We start from the raw sequence: 16,380 nt of genomic DNA on the forward strand, positions 1-16,380 counted from the left end.
GATGGGAAGTTATAGGTAAATGAGGGGGTAGCCCCCTCATAGAGTGCGAGGATTAGTTGCCCGCTGGGTCGTACAACCAAAGGGTGTTGTTTTCTTGGAATCCATCCTCACCGATGATCACGCGACCATCGCGCATGACGATGGTGTTATCTGGTTGTGATAACTGCTCTACGTCACAACGTGCTGCGCCATCAAGGCTACGGCGATAGGTGGAACCCATTACCACAGGCTCAATACGGGTGAGGCTGTAGTTGCTATCTATGTGTGCACGATATAGGCCACCACAGTCTTCCACGCGATTGGATAATTGCATGTCTCCTTCATCGTCAATCATGGTGTTATCGATATCAGCGATACCAATATACATAAACGCTTCGGTGACGATTTCATCGGCAATCATATCTTGGCCAGTGATTGCTTCCATAACGCGGTCATGATTGATACTAATTCCTTCGAGCTTACGCCACTCTGCGGTGGCTCCTTTTAAGCGAGCTGCTTGGCGAGATTCTAAAAAGGCCGCGCGGTCATCCATAGGCTCACCAGCGGTAATAGGGCTTCCGCCTTGTGCTTCACTTGGGTAATGAGTGGCGCCATCAGCCCAGGCCTGTACGTCAGCCATGCTCATATAGCTGGTTTTACCTTCAACATAATCACTGGTATCAATGCCGTCATAATCAGCAATCCAAGCTGCAATTGTGGTGTTATCGCCACTGGCCAGAGCCACCCATTCAACATCAAATCCTGTGACCGCCGGGTCACTAAGGCCTTCATCCTGAGTCAATTTTGCCCCGTATAGTGTGCCAGCACTCAAATCCTCCGGGGTATCGGCGACAAATTTAAACAACACCCCACCGGTATCATCTTGTGACGAATACACGGTTTTTCTATCCGGCATGACCACTGAGTTTTCATGCTCATAGCGGCCAATAGTATAGTGTTTTACCACTTCTGGATTGGCGCTGGTGGGCGCGGTGATTTCGGCAATGTAGCCATAGCGGTAGGGGTTAGGGAAATCCGGTGCTGTAAGCATCTCAAGACCATCGGTACTGGTGTCTGCTGGATCATTCCAGCTGGCATCGGTGGTTGAGTCAACGCTTGAGCGCACAATCCACTCTTCTGAGGTTAATGGGGTGCCCCAAGGAGACACTGAGCCAAAGCAGTTAGCTGCGGTGCCCCAAACATTATCGAAATCAACCATCATGGCTTCAGCGATTGACCAAGTACCTTGATTATTTTTGCTTAGCTTTAAGCGGCTAACTCCCCCAGGATATGACTCCCAGTTAGTGAATAAGTAGCCCTCATTGTCGCTAGTCGGGATAAAACCATTAAAATCTGGGTTTTCATTCTCAATAATTTTCTCATTACCGACCATGGAGTAATGTACACCTAACCCACCGGGCAAGCCTTTATCACCTAAATCAGCAAAGGTATCACCGGTCTGGCCTAACACTTGGTATTGGCCTACCGCTGACACCACAGTTTGGCGCTCATAATCCGATTCTGGCACTGGTGAGCTGACGATATTTTTTGGCAGTTGGTTGAAGTTTACGCCCGCTAATACGCCTACGGTACCACGATTAATCGCGCGACCATTGAATTCATCCATGGCGGCATTGGTGTCATCAGGGTGCTGAACATTGAAAAACAAATCGCCCTGACGAGTTAAGAATGCACCGGTCACTTCAGCCCCAGCAGGTACTGTTGCCAAGCGTGTTAATTTACCACTTGCTTGTGCATTTGCGCCGTCTTCGCCATTTGCTCCATCTTGGCCGTCGGCGCCATCCTGTCCCGCTGGGCCTTGTTCACCAACCGGGCCTTGTGGACCTTGTTCACCGTCGTCGCCATCGCAGGCTGCCAACGCTAAGACCATGGAAGCAGTCAAAAAAGATAGTTTTAGCTTAGTATTAAGCATGTGAAACGCCCCTTCACTTATAGTTATTTAATCAGTGTTGCAGTCGATACTGCGACCTAAGGTCTCGCTGCAGCGATAATTGCCTGTTGAAAGCGGGGCTTATACTAGGGAGCAGTTATTGCAAAGTGATGGACAAAAGAAGACCTTTTTGTGGTACTTATAATACACTAATGTGACTTTATAACATTAGTGTAGAGGGGTATGCGCATCAGCTATATCAAAATATAGGTGTTGAGTCTTGCTAAATATCAGCCATAGCAACGGCATTTTTTTGCTGGTTTTTTACCTTGTACATGGCTTGATCGGCGGCAATCACTAGATCGTGCAAGGTGGTACCGTGTCCAGGGGAAGTGGCGATACCTACGCTGGCGCCGACACTTACTTGCTCGCCATTGTCCAATCGCGTGGCTTGGCTGAGCGCCTCTCGGAGTTTGTCGGCAAGGTGTAGCGCTGGTGTTTGTTCAAGCGCATCAAGAATGATGACAAACTCATCACCACCCCAACGAATACATACATCCTCTTTACGCACATGGTGTTGTAGTTGTGTTGCCACATGGCAAAGGATGTCGTCGCCTGCGTCGTGGCCATACACATCATTGATCGGTTTAAAGCCGTCAAGATCAATCAACATCAAAGTAATGTCTTGGTCGTTATCAAGGCGTTGTTGCGCCGCCTGTTCGCCTCCTAGGCGGTTAAATAAGCCTGTTAAACGGTCTGTGGTGGCTGCTTCGTTAAGCTCAGCGACCATTTTTTTGTGGCGAGTAATATCATTAATAAAAATCTGTAGGTAGGTATCTTGTTCCTTACCATAGCTGCGGGTTACAAGAATATGAGCCCAAATGCAATCTTTTTGGCAGTCAGTGCATAGCTGGTACTCACCGGTGGCAATATCATGCTGATCTAAGGAGTTGCGAATAGAGCGGATAATTTTTTCAGGCTCATTAAAAGTGCGCGCCACAAGCTGATACAAATCTTTTTCCAAAGGAATACCGAGGCGGTTAAACAGCCGCTCTGTGGACGCGTTATAAAGGATGATATTGCCTTCGCGGCGGGCGAGGATCATTGCTGACGCCGCATGCTCGAATAACAACCGTAGCCGACCTTCTAGCTTTTGTACCTCAGAACGCAGTGCCCGCTCTTGGTTAAAGAGCCGCTCTGTTTGCGCAAGCATAGCGTTAATACTGTGGGTAATTTCGCCTATTTCACTGGCGTTGTGCGCGAATGGGGTGTGCAAGCGATTATCGCCGCCGGGGGTGATGCCCTTAAGCTGAGTGTTAAGTCGCGCCATTGGCTTGGTAATTATAAAATAAGCCAAAATCGTAAAGGTGAGTAATACCGCGAGGGTTTGAAAGACCAATAGTTGCGCACTGGATTGCGCTATCGACCGTGCTCGCTGTTCTATCATGGACCAGGCCGGTAATAGACGCATTTGTCCGACCGCCTCATTGGCGAAAAAGGGATTATACAAGGTGAACGTTTTTGCTTGCTGCCAATCACCTTCTCCTTGACTGGCTAATGGCTGAGTGCCTTGGATTTGCGCGGCAAGAATACTGTCGTTCTTTAACAGGCCACTGATAACTTCGATTGCTAAGTCTTCGTCTTGCAAGTAAGCGGCAATAGAGGCAGTGCTCGAGACTGTCATATGCAGCTGAGCAATTGCAAGGTTGGCTTTCTCCACCTCCTGCTGGTAGACGCTACGGTAATAGTATTTCACTGCGATAACGCCAACGATTAACGAAGTGAGCACAAGCGCAATGGCTAAGCGCAGGATCAGGCTATGTTTATTGAACAAGAGTATAAACTACCTTCACGTCGTTAGTGACTTCTTTAAGCTTTACATAGCCGATGGCATTGTCAATTTCTCGGACCCTTTTTATTACCTCAGCGCTGCTTGGCATAGTTAAAGGCGGCTTTGCATGGCCACTGAACTTGACCCGTGACCAATAAGCATTAATGCTGCCAATCGGACGCTTAGTTAGACCTTGATAGAACTGCTCACGCAGCAGTGAATCCGGTTGCATGTCCAAAGGTGCGGCATGTTCCCCAGAGGGAAAAGCGATAAGTCGACCCATATACAAATCAACTAACTGCTTGGTGGTTAAACTTTGCGTAGGATTTGCCTTATTAACTATAACGGCTATTTTTTCTTGTCCGTATGCAACAGCGCTCAATAAAGCGTAAAGTGCGCAAGTGATGATGAAGGCTCTCATACTAGAACACCCAATCAATCGTAGCGCTTACAACGGTGAATGATTCCGGCGTAGAAAACACCTCGCGGCGCAGCATAAATTGGTTATCGCTGCTGTCTAAATCAATGTACTCGAGCTGCAGTTTAGCCGCCATATCAGCGCGAAAATCATAGCGAGTGCTGAGCGAGGTTGTTGACTGGTCGTTGACGTAATAGTTAAAGCCGCGCTCAAGCTGAAAATGCAGTTCATCAGCGAGAGGGTTTGTTTGTAGCGGTTTATCAATCTGCTGACGTTTGCCGTGCGTCACTGAATAACCCAGTTGCACCGTGAATTCTTGCCATCTTGTGCCGAAAACGACATAACCGTTGTGCAAATGTGAGAGAATGTCTGAATCAGCACTGACACGGGCAATTTCCGATTGCACATAGTACTGACCGTTATCGTACTTTGCGCCTAAGGTCACGTATTGCAACCGTGTATCCACTGTTTTTAAACGCTTGGCAATATCTCGTGCTTGCGGCCAGATTTGTTCAGGCACACTTTGCGCCAGCTCGCGCAGTTGGGCGTAATGGTCGGGCTCATTATCGATATAGGCTTGAGTATAATTGGCTCGCCAAAGCCAGTTACCTTGCTCTAGTGTGAGCGTAGCGCCGGCGATATCATCAAGAGCAATTCGCCATTGAAAATCGAAATTTGTAAGGTAATCCTTTGACTTGCCGTAATACCAGCGTGTGGAGAACATCCCCTGATCGGTGGCGTGGGCTGAAGACAGTTCGATACCATCAATGCTGCGATGGGGAATAAGGCCATAAAACTCAATGGGTGCGTGGGTCGCCGTATAGGCATAGCCTATGTTGCGATAAGGACTCATCATAAACAAATCAAACGCGGTACGCCCGGCTTTGATGGTCCAGTTTGGCTTTGGTGAGTAACTTAAAAATGCCAGTTGGGTAACATCGCCCAGGCTATAGTCGGGGTGGCTTTTGAGTACCCACTGGCCCGTAAAGCCCCACTGAGTATTAAACTGCTTGTGTAACTGAATGCCTAATCGCGACAACGAGGAAAAGTCTAATTCAGAGTTTGTTTTACCATCGGTTACCGATACATCAGTGCGAAACCCGTATTGCTCGGATTCATTATAGCTTACGCCGACAGTGGCAAAGCCGCTAAGTTGAGCGGGCTGTGCCAGTGCTGCCGCGCTACTAATAAGCAATGAAAAACCACAAAGTGAACGAAATAAGCCCATGATGCCTCTGAAATTTAGCCATAAAAAAAGGAGCCTGATGTGGGCTCCTTGCTTACGAATCGCGGCGAATTATAAGAAGGTTAGCTGCAACTGGCAACTAAGTGGTCAGTCCTGTTTGCTATTTGAGCACCTAAGTTGATTAAAAATAGTGCACTATGTACTTGAATTAAATGATGATTCCACCTAGCCTGAGAGCCTAGAAAAAAATATAAGAAAAACCCATGCAGTTAGTGAATTATGCGCAGTATGTAAAGGCTTTAGGGCCGGGAATATTAATGGCGACTGCCGCCATCGGCGGCTCACACCTGGTTGCTTCGACCCAAGCCGGTGCGTTATTTGGGTGGCCGCTGTTATGGCTGATCATCGCCGTGAATGCGCTTAAATACCCTTTTTTTCGTTTCGGCGTGCATTACACCTTGGCGACCAACGACAACCTAGTCGAGGGTTACAAAAAGCAGGGGCCTGGGTTTTTTTATAGCTTTGTGGCTTTGAATCTGATTGCAGCGGTTGTTAACACTGCTGGGGTACTGCTATTAACGGCGGCGCTGGCCCATTATATGCTCGGTGGAGTGCTTGGGTTAACGGCGTTATCAGCCCTGATACTGTTGTTTTGTCTGATATTGTTATTGTTAGGCCATTATCGCGCCTTAGACAGCGTGGCTAAAGTGATTATGGCGGTACTGGCGTTGAGCACGCTAGGTGCATTGGTTATTGCCTTGGTGCAAAGTGGCGGTGCACCGATGGCGATGAGTGCAGAGTTCCAAGCGCCCGACCTCTTTTCGCTGGCAGCACTGAGCTTTATTGTGGTGATGATGGGATGGATGCCCGCACCCATCGAAATCTCCGCGCTTAACTCACTGTGGCTGCAAGCAAAGCGGCGCAATACCACGATAACGACAAACACTGGTTTATTCGACTTTAACTTGGGGTATGTGATCACCGCGCTCTTGGCGGTGGTATTTTTTGCCTTAGGGGTGTTGATACAATACGGCAGCAGCAGTGAGATTGCTTTGGCTGGGGTCGCGTTTGCACAGCAGCTCATCGATATGTATACGCAAACCATAGGTGAGTGGTCGCGTTGGCTGATTGCCGCCGTGGCGTTCTTATGTATGTTGGGCACCACGCTTACGGTGCTCGATGGGTATGCCCGCACGCTGTTTACCAGTGCCAAGTTAATTAACCGTCGGTTGCTACCACGTCACCTCCACTCCTGGCTGATACTGCAAGCGGGCGCCGGGATGGCAGTGATCTTATTTTTTAAAAGCAACTTAAAAGAAATGCTTACCTTTGCCATGACCCTTGCCTTTTTAACCACGCCGGTATTTGCATGGCTTAATATGCGTTTGGTCAAACAGGCAAAGATCAATCAACCAACTTGGTTAAAAATATTAAGCTGGTTGGGCATGGCCTATTTAATTAGCTTTAGCCTGGGTTTTGTCGCCCTACAGTTTTGGCCGAGTTAAACACCTATTTAGCACGGTTTATTTGTAAAGTCCGGATGTCTTGCATCTCCTTGAAAGAGCCATAGGAAAGAACTTTCTTAACAATTTTATCTTCACACAATACTGTGTCTTTAACCCAAGCGGTGCGACCTGATTTATCGATTAGTAGCGTAAATGCAGGGCAAGGTTGATAGCCTAACGCCGTTGCTTTATCGCGCCAAAGCAGTTGGCTCGAAATAATAGTGGTGATGGCGACAACAGCAATAACTCCTAAAGCGATGATCACCTTTCGCTCCATGACCGGGATTTTCTCGCCTTGCTTCTTAAGACGATAATAGAACGTACCTAAAAGAAAGATATTTGCGGCTATAAATACCAAACATAGGCTGACATAACCGATAGCGTAAGGTTTTTCTACTACTAATGGGTAGCTGTGCTCCAGTAAGGTAAAACGCTGGATAAGATCAGGCACGGTACTTGTGAATGTCCACCAAATTGACCAAATCGTGAGTAAAGAAAACCCAAGTATGATTGCTATGTGGGTATGAAGTGGTGGCAGTGGTTTCATCTTTCGGTGCTAAATCCAATTCCATTTGATGTTCAACACTATCTATGTGCTGTCGTATTAGAGCTGTTTAGGATTCTAAATACAACATGTGGCGACACTTTCGCTATTAAGTCACAAAAACTAAGCGGATAAAGTTGTTTACAATGAGCGCTTAAGTTAGCGCTTTAATTGCTGCACTAATACCATCAAGGGTGAGAGGGAACATGCGGCTTTGCTCATTGCTTGCCATGAGTTGGTCTATCATCTCGATGGAGTGGTAATAACGCCAATGCGATTGTGGCTGTGGGTTAAGCCACACCACTTTGTCAAAATGCTGGGTAATACGTTGCAGCCATAACGCGCCAGGCTCTTCATTCCAGTGCTCAACACTGCCTCCCGGATAGGCTATCTCGTAAGGACCCATGGTGGCATCACCGACAAAGATGACTTTGTAATCGCTGCCAAAGCGCTGCATCAGGTTGTGAGTATCAATGACTTGGTCATGACGACGGTCATTGTCTTGCCATAGATGTTCATACACGCAGTTGTGGAAGTAAAAGAACTCCAGGTGTTTAAACTCACCATGAGCGGCGCTGAACAACTGTTCGCATAGGTGAATATGGTCATCCATGGAGCCGCCAATATCGAACAGTATAATGACATTTACGGCGTTGTGGCGCTCGGGGGCCATTTTTACATCCAACATGCCCCCTTGTTTTGCCGTTGCCCGAATAGTCTCAGGTAAATCTAAGGTATCGCTGGCTCCGGTACGGGCAAACTTACGCAGTTTTTTCAATGCCAGCTTCATGGTCCGAGAGCTGATATCTGCGCTACTATCGAGGTTACGATACTGGCGTTTATCCCACACTTTTACCGCGCGGCGCTGCCGTGACCCAGGTTGGCCAATGCGAATGCCCTCGGGGTTGTAGCCAAAGGCGCCAAAGGGCGAGGTGCCACCGGTACCTATCCATTTATTACCACCGGCATGGCGCTTTTGTTGTTCCTCAAAGCGTTTCTTTAATTCTTCCATGAGCTTATCTAAACCACCCATGGCCTCTATTTGTTCTTTTTCTGCAGCGCTTAAGTGCTTTTCAAACTCTTTGCGTAGCCACTCATCTGGAAGCGTATGCTGGGCTTTCAGCGCCTCGAGTAAATCGATATCTTCTATGCCTTCGAAATAGTCGGCAAAGGCTTTATCAAAACGGTCGAAATGAGTTTCATCTTTGACCATAACAGTGCGAGCAAGGTGATAGAAACCTTCGGTATCGGCAAATACTACGCCCGCTTTGAGGGCTGCTAACAAATCCAGCAACTCGCGCAGGCTGACAGGCAAGCGATACTTACGCAGGGTGAAGAAGAACTCAATTAACATTAGCGGCGGCTCATAAACGCAAGCTTTTCAATTAACGATACATCCTGCTCGTTTTTAAGCAGGGCACCAAATAATGGCATTAACCCGCCTTTATCTGCGCTTTGTTGTAGCACCTCGGGACTGATGTCTTCAGCCATTAACAATTTAAGCCAGTCGAGAAGCTCGCTGGTGGAGGGCTTTTTCTTTAAGCCATCAACTTGGCGCAAACCAAAAAATACCTCTAGCGCCTCACGCAATAGCGTTTGCTTAATGTCGGGGTAGTGAACATCGACAATTTGCTGCATTTCTTCTGGACTTGGGAAGTCGATGTAGTGGAAAAAGCAACGGCGTAAAAAGGCATCGGGAAGTTCTTTTTCATTGTTGGAGGTGATAATGACAATAGGGCGTTGTTTAGCGACTACGCGCTCACCGGTTTCATAGACAAAAAACTCCATCTTATCGAGCTCTAGCAGTAAATCGTTCGGAAACTCGATGTCGGCCTTGTCGATTTCATCAATTAACAGCACCGGACGCGGACCTTGTTCATCGCTCGCAAACGCTTGCCATAACTTCCCTTTAACTATGTAATTGCCGATATCATGGACACGCTCATCACCTAGTTGCGAGTCACGAAGGCGAGATACCGCATCATATTCGTAGAGCCCTTGCTGCGCTTTGGTGGTGGACTTTATATGCCACTGAATCAGTTCACTGCCTACACTTTTTGCAAGCTCTTCAGCCAATAAGGTTTTTCCTGTTCCGGGTTCGCCTTTGATCAGCAGCGGCTTTTGTAGGGCAATAGCTGCGTTAACCGCTTGTTTTAAGGCGCTACTGGCAATGTAGTGGTCGGTAGAATCGAAATGCACGGAATAATCCTATTACTGGTCTGACATCAATGTGCTTAGTCTGCCATAGTTCGATTTGTACACCAAGTCATGCTGTGACAGCGCTCGCTAACCCGGGTATAATGGCCGATATTGTTTCGCGCTGCGATAAGTTGCCATATTGAATGAATTATTTGTGTTTGGATGAATACGCAAAGGCTTGGGTGTTTAAGCACCAAGAGCTATTGATAGCCCCACAACAGTTGGCGCAGATAAAGCCGATGACGCCAACCCGTTCTGCGGTGCTGTGGTCGACCTTTATCAGCCGAGATAAAGACCACCCGGATTTCTTTAGCGAAGATGATTGGCTATGCCAAGCGCAGCACTGGCAAGCGCAAGAAGTGTTTTGGGAGCAGGCATTCGAAGATGAAACAGCAATCCCTGAGCCGATTCTTAGTCATTTAGATTGGCAAGACAACACCACAGTCTATTTTTGTAATAGCCGTGATGAGGTTATCGAAACTCGGTTTGATGTGTTTAAACAACATTGGCAAAACTTTATGTTTTTAGCTGATGGCAGCATTTTGATTGGCAAAAAACGCCCTCAAGTGGTGCAATTCATGGAAACAGGTTTTGCCCGCCTGGGTGAGCAACCGAAATAGCGCGAGTATCTTGAAGCATCGGACAGATATCATGCTTCTCAAATTTTGCACAACTATGGTATAAACTTAACCTCTACGACTAGGAGGTATTGTGCAGCAACCGTCATCGCAGCAGGCCGATTTATTTGCGCTGGATCAGCAGCGGGTGCTCTATGCTGAGTTGTGTAATGCCTTTTATGCTCGAGAACTACAGCGCTTAAGCCAGCACCTTGAACCTAGCGGTGATGCGGCTCGTGTGGCGCGTATGCTAGCCAGCTTACCTTATTATGTCGAGCGCGCGGCGTTTCACATCGTTCGTGGTCATAGTCCGTTAACCTTAGATGGGCAAAATGGCAGTTGGATTGCCAAGCAGGCCACTAAGGCGCCAGTACCAGATAGCGAGAAAAATCATGCGTTTTATAGCCGCTTTGCGCAAATTGGCATGTTAGTCCCGGTATTGGTGGCGCAGCAAGGGATGCAGTATGTAATGCTCGATACGCTTGATCAAGTCAGTAGTAACCGAGTGCATTGTAATCAAAGCGGATGGTTTGATTTGCAGGGTCAGTATCAAGATAGCCGCATACAACATCAAAAAGTGACGCTGTTATGGCCTGGCAAGAAGCATTTTACGCCGGCCTGCTGTGGCCATCGTTGGCAGCAATATAAGGTCACATCGCCGCGCACATTAAGCTTGCGGGAAATGCTGTTAACAACACGAATAAACTGGAAAAACTTCAGGCAACCATTGCCTGTAAAGGATACATAATGCGCCTATTTCAATTAGGCCTCGTGGCTTTGTTTTTTTACTTACAGTATCTGTTATGGTTTGGTCATAATGGCATTGAGGATTACACCCGACTGCGTAAAGCGGTCGCCAGCCATGAGCTTACTAATCAACAATTAAGTAAACGTAATAAACTGCTTGAGGCAGATATCCAGGACCTGAAGTTGGATTTGGAGGGGGTAGAAGAGCGGGCCCGCCACGAACTGGGGATGATCAAACCCGGTGAGGTGTTTTACCGCGTTTTACCGAGCAAGCAATCGCTTAGAAAAGAATAATAGTTACTGAATTTATATGACGACACAACCTCGCATTGTTGCCATCGTTCCCGCTGCGGGAGTGGGCTCCCGAATGCAATCAAGCACACCCAAGCAATATATCGAACTGCAGGGCAAAACAGTCTTAGAGCACACCCTGAATAAGCTTATGAAAGTTGGCGAGATCAGCGCCATTAAAGTGGCCATTAGTGCAGCTGATGATTACTTTTCCACGCTCGCCATCAATAAACAGGTTATTAGTACTGTCGCTGGAGGCCGTGAGCGCGCAGACTCAGTGTTGGCGGCGCTGGATGCCATAGAACAACAAAGCCCTGATTGGGTCTTGGTGCATGATGCGGCACGTCCTTTAGTGTGTGCACATGACATCGAGAATCTGATAGCGCAATGCTGCGCTGCAAAGCAAGGTGGTATTTTGGCCGCCAAGGTGCGCGATACGATAAAACGCGGGTGCAAGCGCGGCTGCAAGCGCGGCTGCAATAGTGAAGATGATGGCGAATTTATCGACATGACCATACCGCGAGAGCATTTATATCAAGCGTTGACGCCGCAATTCTTTCCTTATGAGCTCTTGCGCCAAGCGCTGCGCGATGCACTCGCCGCGGGTGCCAACATTACTGACGAAGCATCAGCCATGGAGTGGGCTGGACATCCGGTACGCTTAATCACCGGACGCAGTGATAATTTCAAAATAACCACGCCAGAAGACTTACAGTTAGCAAACTTTCTTTTGGCCCAACAAGTAACGGAGTTTGTATGATCCGCATTGGTCATGGCTATGATGTACACCGCTTTGGTGGTGAAGGGCCGCTAGTGATTGCCGGCGTGAGCATCGATTATGAGCAAGGCTTTATTGCCCACTCCGATGGCGATGTTGCTATTCATGCCTTATGTGATGCCCTACTCGGGGCGTTGGCATTGGGGGATATCGGCAAACATTTTCCTGATACCAGTGCCGAATTTGCTGGTATTGATAGCCGTATACTGCTGCGCCGAGTGATGCAGGAAGTGAATAATAAGGGTTATGCGGTGGGCAATGTTGATGTCACCATTGTCGCTCAAGCACCGAAAATGCGCCCTCATATTGATGCTATGCGCCAATGTTTAGCCGATGATTTACAGGTGCGCATGGATCAAGTCAATGTTAAGGCAACGACCACTGAAAAGCTCGGTTTCGCAGGGCGCAAAGAAGGAATAGCGAGTCATGCGGTGGCACTGTTGGTCGAATCGTCATGAGTGACGCAGTATCACCCTGGGAGCAGCCTTTAGCTGAGCTAAACTATTTATACGGCAAGCCAAGCGCAAAAGCGCTGTTTAAAGAGCACGCCGAAGACTTTATGGTCGACGAAGAGCTTGGATTTGAGCTCGATGGTGAAGGTGAGCATGTTTGTATTCATATAATCAAACGTGGTGTTAACACACAGGCGGTCGCCAAAGTCATTGCCAAGCTCGCACAAGTGGCTCCTAGAGAGGTGGCTTACGCCGGGCAAAAAGACCGCCAAGGTGTGTGTAGCCAGTGGTTTAGTGTTCCTGTTCCGATAAAGAAGCATATTGACTTCAGTGCCCTAAATGATGAGTCAATCTTTGTTACTGAGCAGCAACGCCATGGTCGCCGTTTGCGTCTCGGTTGCCATCGAGGGAATCACTTTAAAATACGCTTGCGTGAGGTAGATGAGCCACTAGCGGTGCTTAGTCGTATTAACGCCGTGCGTCAGGGAGTGCCCAATTACTTTGGAGAGCAACGTTTTGGTCATGGCGGGCATAATCTCACCATGGCGCAGCGGATGTTCCAAGGTGAGCGTATCCGCGATAAAAAGCTGCGATCGATGGTGATCTCCGCCGCCCGGTCTTACATTTTTAATCAGATCGTTAGTTTGCGAGTAGCCGAGCATGGCCTTGCCAAAACCCTGCAACATGAAGTGTTTATGCTCAGTGGCAGTAACGCCTTTTTCACTGATGCCATTACTCCTGAGAACATCACCCGCTTAGTACAAGGTGATATTGAGCTGTCTGCCCCCATGGTGGGTAAGGGGGATAAGGCACTGGTGGCGCAAGAGCGTCAATGGTTGGCACCATTTAATGATTGGTGCACGGGATTGGCACAATTAGGGCTTAAAGGGGAGCGTCGTATGCTGCGTCTTTACCCTGAAAACTTAACTGTCGCAGCGCCAAGCGAGAATGTGATAGAGCTGAGTTTTAGTCTAAAAAAAGGCTGTTTTGCTACGGCGTTACTCAGAGAGCTGGTTGACTATCGACAAAGTGAGAACAGTATTACAAGGAATCACGATGAGAATATTGCTAAGTAATGATGATGGTGTGCATGCCAAAGGAATAGCCGCTTTATATCAAGCGTTGCAGCAAATTGCTGAGGTTGATGTGGTGGCACCCGATCGAAACTGCAGTGGTGCCAGTAACTCATTGACGTTAATGAACCCACTGCGTGCCCACAAGCTAGACAATGGTTTTATCAGTATCAATGGCACGCCGACCGACTGTGTACACGTTGCTTTGAATGCATTATTGGCGCAACAACCGGACTTAGTTGTCGCGGGCGTAAACCATGGTGCTAATTTGGGTGATGACACCCTCTATTCTGGCACTGTGGCCGCCGCCACCGAAGGCCGACACATGGGCTTACCAGCCATTGCTGTGTCGCTTGTAGGACCAGAGTGTGAGCACTTTGAGACGGCAGCACAAGTGACGGTTGATATAATCAAAAAGCTCAAGAGCCACCCATTACCGAAAGACCAAATTATTAATATCAATGTTCCTGATGTGCCTTACCGTGAACTTAGAGGCATTAAAGTAACGCGATTGGGTGCTCGTCATAAAGCGGAAACCATGACCGCACAGCGTGACCCTTGGGGTCGGAAGGTGTATTGGTATGGCTCGCTTGGCCCTGAACTAGATGCGGGGGCGGGCACTGATTTTGATGCAATTCGTCAAGGTTATGCCGCAGTGACGCCAATGAGTGTGGATATGACCGCTCATGAAAGCATTACCCCCTTGCAGGAATGGCTGTTGGAGTCTGGTGATGATCGGTAATCTGCAACGCAGTGCAAGTTCATTGGCAGAGTTGTTGGCCAAAGAGGGAGTGACTGATCAGCGCGTGCTTGAGGTTATAGCACACACCCCTCGGCATGTATTTATAGATGAGGTGCTAAAACATAAAGCCTATCAGAATACCGCTTTACCAATCGGCCAAGGGCAAACGATCTCGCAACCCTTTATCGTCGCGCAGATGACCGCACTGCTGCGCCAGCATGGTGTGAACTCTAAGGTGTTGGAGATAGGTACAGGTTCTGGTTATCAAAGCGCTATATTGGCACAGCTGTTTGACAAGGTGTACTCGGTAGAGCGTATCAAGGCGTTGCAGTGGCAAGCAAAACGCCGCTTGCATCAACTTGATTTGTATAACGTCAGCATGAAGCATGGTGACGGTTGGCAAGGTTGGGCATCTCAAGCGCCATTTCAGGGTATTATAGTGACTGCCGCAGCATCCAGTGTTCCCGAGCAGCTACTCCAGCAGCTTGATGACGGTGGTGTGATGATTGTGCCAATAGGCGATGCTGAACAAAAGCTAATGGTATATACTCGCCATGGAAATCAATTTAATCAACAAGTTATGGCCGATGTGCGTTTCGTGCCCTTGATACCTGGCGACATAATATAAGGAAGTTTTCTTGCAGTTATTTACCCCTTTGTACGATGCCGCCTTGCGTTGGGCCGCTCACCGACATGCTGAGCGCTACTTAGCAGGGATGAGCTTTGCCGAATCGGTATTTTTCCCCGTTCCCCCTGACGTCATGCTGGCACCGATGTGCTTAGCGAAAACTTCACAAGCTTGGCGTTTCGCTATTTTGACCACCTTAGCCTCTGTTATTGGCGGAGTATTAGGTTATGTTCTTGGTTTTTGGTTATTTGAACCCTTAGTTGAACCATTTATCCATTCTATGGGTTGGCAAGATAAGTTTGCCCAAGCACTCGCTTGGTTTGAACATTATGGCGTGTGGGTGGTGTTTATAGCTGGCTTCTCGCCGATACCTTACAAGGTCTTTACCATAGGCGCTGGTTTATTGCAGATGGCCTTTTTACCTTTCTTGGTGGCATCGGCAGTAGGCCGAGGTGCACGCTTTTTTCTTGTCGCTGCATTGATGAAGTGGGGAGGAGCGCGTATGGAGCAAAAACTGCGACAATACGTGGAAGTGCTTGGTTGGCTTGTAGTTAGCTTGGCCATCGGTTTATATTTGGTTTACCGCTAAGCTATGCAAGGGCGCTTTATGCAAGTGAAATACACCAGTTTGATAGTACTGGTTTGCTTGTTATTGAGCGCTTGCTCGTCTCGAAATACACCCGCACCGGTTTCTGTCCTAGACACTGGTCGGGCCAAAGTGTCACGAAAAATTCATATCACCGGGGAGCACTATCGTGTGCAAAAAGGCGATACCCTCTACGCCATTGCTTTTAGTGCTAACAAAGATGTCCGGGAAATCGCGCAAATCAATGGTATTAAGCCGCCGTACACTATTTACCCAAAGCAGTTGATTTACATCGAGTCGCAATGGCTAAAAAAGAAAAAGCGAGAAAAATATCGTAACTCGAGTAAAAAGTCTACAAAATCAACACAAAAAAATAACAAAAAATTAAAGAAAGAGGTTGCGAAGCCGATACAACGGGAGTATGTTCGAAAACAACCTAGTAAAAAAACTGTTAGCAAAAAAGCACGTTCTGCTAACAAGTCAGCTCAAACTTTGAGCTGGCAATGGCCAGCACAGGGAAAGGTCACGCAGCGTTTCTCTAATAAAGAAAATGGCTATAAAGGGGTGCAGATAGCCAACCGAACAGGGACTTCTGTTCGCGCTGCCGCCGATGGTGTGGTCGTGTATGCGGGTGATGCGCTACGGGGATACGGTAATTTAATCATAGTGAAACATAACGATGATTATCTTAGTGCGTACGCACACAATTCGCGTTTACTAGTACAGGAAAAACAGGATGTCAAAGCTGGGCAAAAGATTGCCGAGATGGGCAGCTCTGAGTCCCCTGTTACCGCTCTTCGTTTTGAAATCCGGTATCGAGGCAAAGCAGTCAATCCGAGCAAGTACTTACCCTAGCTTTACAAGCACGAAACAGTAGTAAGGTGTTTGGGATTTTTACCGCGCTACACCGGAG

At 47.9% G+C, this 16,380-nt stretch carries 18 protein-coding genes; 11 read left to right on the plus strand and 7 right to left on the minus strand.

From position 1 onward, the window contains the following. Positions 1-52: 52 nt before the first annotated feature. The 4 genes from EXT46_RS17865 to EXT46_RS17880 form a co-directional block, all read right to left on the minus strand. On the minus strand, positions 53-1,912 hold the full coding sequence (locus EXT46_RS17865) for an alkaline phosphatase PhoX (protein WP_130148941.1): 1,860 nt from the start codon (positions 1,910-1,912) through the stop codon (positions 53-55). A gap of 241 nt (positions 1,913-2,153) precedes the next feature. Continuing rightward, complete coding sequence (locus tag EXT46_RS17870) at positions 2,154-3,704, minus strand: sensor domain-containing diguanylate cyclase (RefSeq protein WP_130148943.1); 1,551 nt, start codon at positions 3,702-3,704, stop codon at positions 2,154-2,156. Beyond that, positions 3,694-4,122 carry a hypothetical protein gene (locus EXT46_RS17875; RefSeq protein ID WP_130148945.1) on the minus strand — a complete coding sequence of 143 codons (429 nt, stop codon included), beginning with the start codon at positions 4,120-4,122 and terminating at the stop codon, positions 3,694-3,696. The genes EXT46_RS17870 and EXT46_RS17875 overlap by 11 nt, the downstream gene beginning before the upstream one ends. Before the next feature lies 1 nt (position 4,123). After that, a complete protein-coding gene (locus EXT46_RS17880; RefSeq protein ID WP_130148947.1) occupies positions 4,124-5,347 on the minus strand; it encodes a porin in 1,224 nt (407 codons plus the stop codon). Between the two features lie 221 nt (positions 5,348-5,568). On the opposite strand from EXT46_RS17880, the gene EXT46_RS17885 reads away from it, so the two are divergent. After that, positions 5,569-6,810, plus strand: a complete 1,242-nt coding sequence (locus EXT46_RS17885) for a divalent metal cation transporter (RefSeq protein WP_240701165.1) — start codon at positions 5,569-5,571, stop codon at positions 6,808-6,810. 4 nt (positions 6,811-6,814) lie between these two features. Here the strand turns inward: EXT46_RS17885 and EXT46_RS17890 are convergent, their stop codons facing one another. The 3 genes from EXT46_RS17890 to EXT46_RS17900 all read right to left on the minus strand — a co-directional run bounded on the left by EXT46_RS17890 (position 6,815) and on the right by EXT46_RS17900 (position 9,553). Then, on the minus strand, positions 6,815-7,357 hold the full coding sequence (locus EXT46_RS17890; RefSeq protein ID WP_130148949.1) for a hypothetical protein: 543 nt from the start codon (positions 7,355-7,357) through the stop codon (positions 6,815-6,817). A 151-nt stretch (positions 7,358-7,508) separates the two neighbouring features. Then, positions 7,509-8,708 (minus strand): VWA domain-containing protein, encoded by a 1,200-nt coding sequence (locus EXT46_RS17895; RefSeq protein WP_130148951.1) that lies wholly within the window; start codon positions 8,706-8,708, stop codon positions 7,509-7,511. Then, a complete protein-coding gene (locus tag EXT46_RS17900; protein ID WP_130148953.1) occupies positions 8,708-9,553 on the minus strand; it encodes a MoxR family ATPase in 846 nt (281 codons plus the stop codon). The genes EXT46_RS17895 and EXT46_RS17900 overlap by 1 nt, the downstream gene beginning before the upstream one ends. A 143-nt stretch (positions 9,554-9,696) precedes the next feature. On the opposite strand from EXT46_RS17900, the gene EXT46_RS17905 reads away from it, so the two are divergent. From EXT46_RS17905 to EXT46_RS17950, 10 genes are all read left to right on the plus strand, one after another. Continuing rightward, entirely contained in the window at positions 9,697-10,173 is a 477-nt protein-coding gene (locus EXT46_RS17905; protein ID WP_045978503.1) for a DUF2947 family protein, read from the plus strand. Positions 10,174-10,264: 91 nt separating this feature from the next. Beyond that, positions 10,265-10,918: a hypothetical protein gene (locus EXT46_RS17910; RefSeq protein ID WP_045978504.1), complete on the plus strand. Its 654-nt coding sequence runs from the start codon at positions 10,265-10,267 to the stop codon at positions 10,916-10,918. Continuing rightward, entirely contained in the window at positions 10,918-11,211 is a 294-nt protein-coding gene (ftsB, locus tag EXT46_RS17915) for a cell division protein FtsB (protein WP_022946460.1), read from the plus strand. Before EXT46_RS17910 ends, ftsB begins: the two co-directional genes overlap by 1 nt. Before the next feature lie 16 nt (positions 11,212-11,227). After that, positions 11,228-11,968, plus strand: a complete 741-nt coding sequence (ispD, locus tag EXT46_RS17920) for a 2-C-methyl-D-erythritol 4-phosphate cytidylyltransferase (RefSeq protein ID WP_130148955.1) — start codon at positions 11,228-11,230, stop codon at positions 11,966-11,968. Then, positions 11,965-12,444, plus strand: coding sequence for a 2-C-methyl-D-erythritol 2,4-cyclodiphosphate synthase (gene ispF, locus EXT46_RS17925; RefSeq protein WP_053910677.1), 480 nt, complete (start codon positions 11,965-11,967; stop codon positions 12,442-12,444). The genes ispD and ispF overlap by 4 nt, the downstream gene beginning before the upstream one ends. Further along, the gene (locus EXT46_RS17930) at positions 12,441-13,514 is read left to right on the plus strand and encodes a tRNA pseudouridine(13) synthase TruD (RefSeq protein WP_053910678.1); all 1,074 of its coding nucleotides are present in this window, start codon (positions 12,441-12,443) and stop codon (positions 13,512-13,514) included. The genes ispF and EXT46_RS17930 overlap by 4 nt, the downstream gene beginning before the upstream one ends. Then, positions 13,495-14,253 carry a 5'/3'-nucleotidase SurE gene (gene surE / locus EXT46_RS17935; protein WP_053910679.1) on the plus strand — a complete coding sequence of 253 codons (759 nt, stop codon included), beginning with the start codon at positions 13,495-13,497 and terminating at the stop codon, positions 14,251-14,253. Before EXT46_RS17930 ends, surE begins: the two co-directional genes overlap by 20 nt. Further along, entirely contained in the window at positions 14,243-14,881 is a 639-nt protein-coding gene (locus EXT46_RS17940; RefSeq protein ID WP_130148957.1) for a protein-L-isoaspartate(D-aspartate) O-methyltransferase, read from the plus strand. Before surE ends, EXT46_RS17940 begins: the two co-directional genes overlap by 11 nt. Before the next feature lie 10 nt (positions 14,882-14,891). After that, positions 14,892-15,470, plus strand: a complete 579-nt coding sequence (locus tag EXT46_RS17945) for a YqaA family protein (RefSeq protein WP_130148959.1) — start codon at positions 14,892-14,894, stop codon at positions 15,468-15,470. Positions 15,471-15,473: 3 nt separating this feature from the next. Next, positions 15,474-16,322, plus strand: a complete 849-nt coding sequence (locus EXT46_RS17950; RefSeq protein ID WP_130148961.1) for a peptidoglycan DD-metalloendopeptidase family protein — start codon at positions 15,474-15,476, stop codon at positions 16,320-16,322. Positions 16,323-16,380: the final 58 nt, after the last annotated feature.

The organism is Pseudoalteromonas sp. CO325X, assembly GCF_004208955.1.
GTDB classification, from domain to species: Bacteria; Pseudomonadota; Gammaproteobacteria; order Enterobacterales; family Alteromonadaceae; genus Pseudoalteromonas; species Pseudoalteromonas ruthenica.

Coding starts and splice junctions, on each gene's coding strand:
- EXT46_RS17875 (WP_130148945.1), bottom strand. CDS start 4,122: ATGAGAGCCTTCATCATCACTTGCGCACTTTACGCTTTATTGAGCGCT.
- ispF (WP_053910677.1), top strand. CDS start 11,965: ATGATCCGCATTGGTCATGGCTATGATGTACACCGCTTTGGTGGTGAA.
- EXT46_RS17890 (WP_130148949.1), bottom strand. CDS start 7,357: ATGAAACCACTGCCACCACTTCATACCCACATAGCAATCATACTTGGG.
- ispD (WP_130148955.1), top strand. CDS start 11,228: ATGACGACACAACCTCGCATTGTTGCCATCGTTCCCGCTGCGGGAGTG.
- EXT46_RS17950 (WP_130148961.1), top strand. CDS start 15,474: ATGCAAGGGCGCTTTATGCAAGTGAAATACACCAGTTTGATAGTACTG.
- EXT46_RS17865 (WP_130148941.1), bottom strand. CDS start 1,912: ATGCTTAATACTAAGCTAAAACTATCTTTTTTGACTGCTTCCATGGTC.
- surE (WP_053910679.1), top strand. CDS start 13,495: ATGAGAATATTGCTAAGTAATGATGATGGTGTGCATGCCAAAGGAATA.
- EXT46_RS17930 (WP_053910678.1), top strand. CDS start 12,441: ATGAGTGACGCAGTATCACCCTGGGAGCAGCCTTTAGCTGAGCTAAAC.
- EXT46_RS17905 (WP_045978503.1), top strand. CDS start 9,697: ATGAATTATTTGTGTTTGGATGAATACGCAAAGGCTTGGGTGTTTAAG.
- EXT46_RS17880 (WP_130148947.1), bottom strand. CDS start 5,347: ATGGGCTTATTTCGTTCACTTTGTGGTTTTTCATTGCTTATTAGTAGC.
- ftsB (WP_022946460.1), top strand. CDS start 10,918: ATGCGCCTATTTCAATTAGGCCTCGTGGCTTTGTTTTTTTACTTACAG.
- EXT46_RS17885 (WP_240701165.1), top strand. CDS start 5,569: ATGCAGTTAGTGAATTATGCGCAGTATGTAAAGGCTTTAGGGCCGGGA.
- EXT46_RS17895 (WP_130148951.1), bottom strand. CDS start 8,708: ATGTTAATTGAGTTCTTCTTCACCCTGCGTAAGTATCGCTTGCCTGTC.
- EXT46_RS17940 (WP_130148957.1), top strand. CDS start 14,243: ATGATCGGTAATCTGCAACGCAGTGCAAGTTCATTGGCAGAGTTGTTG.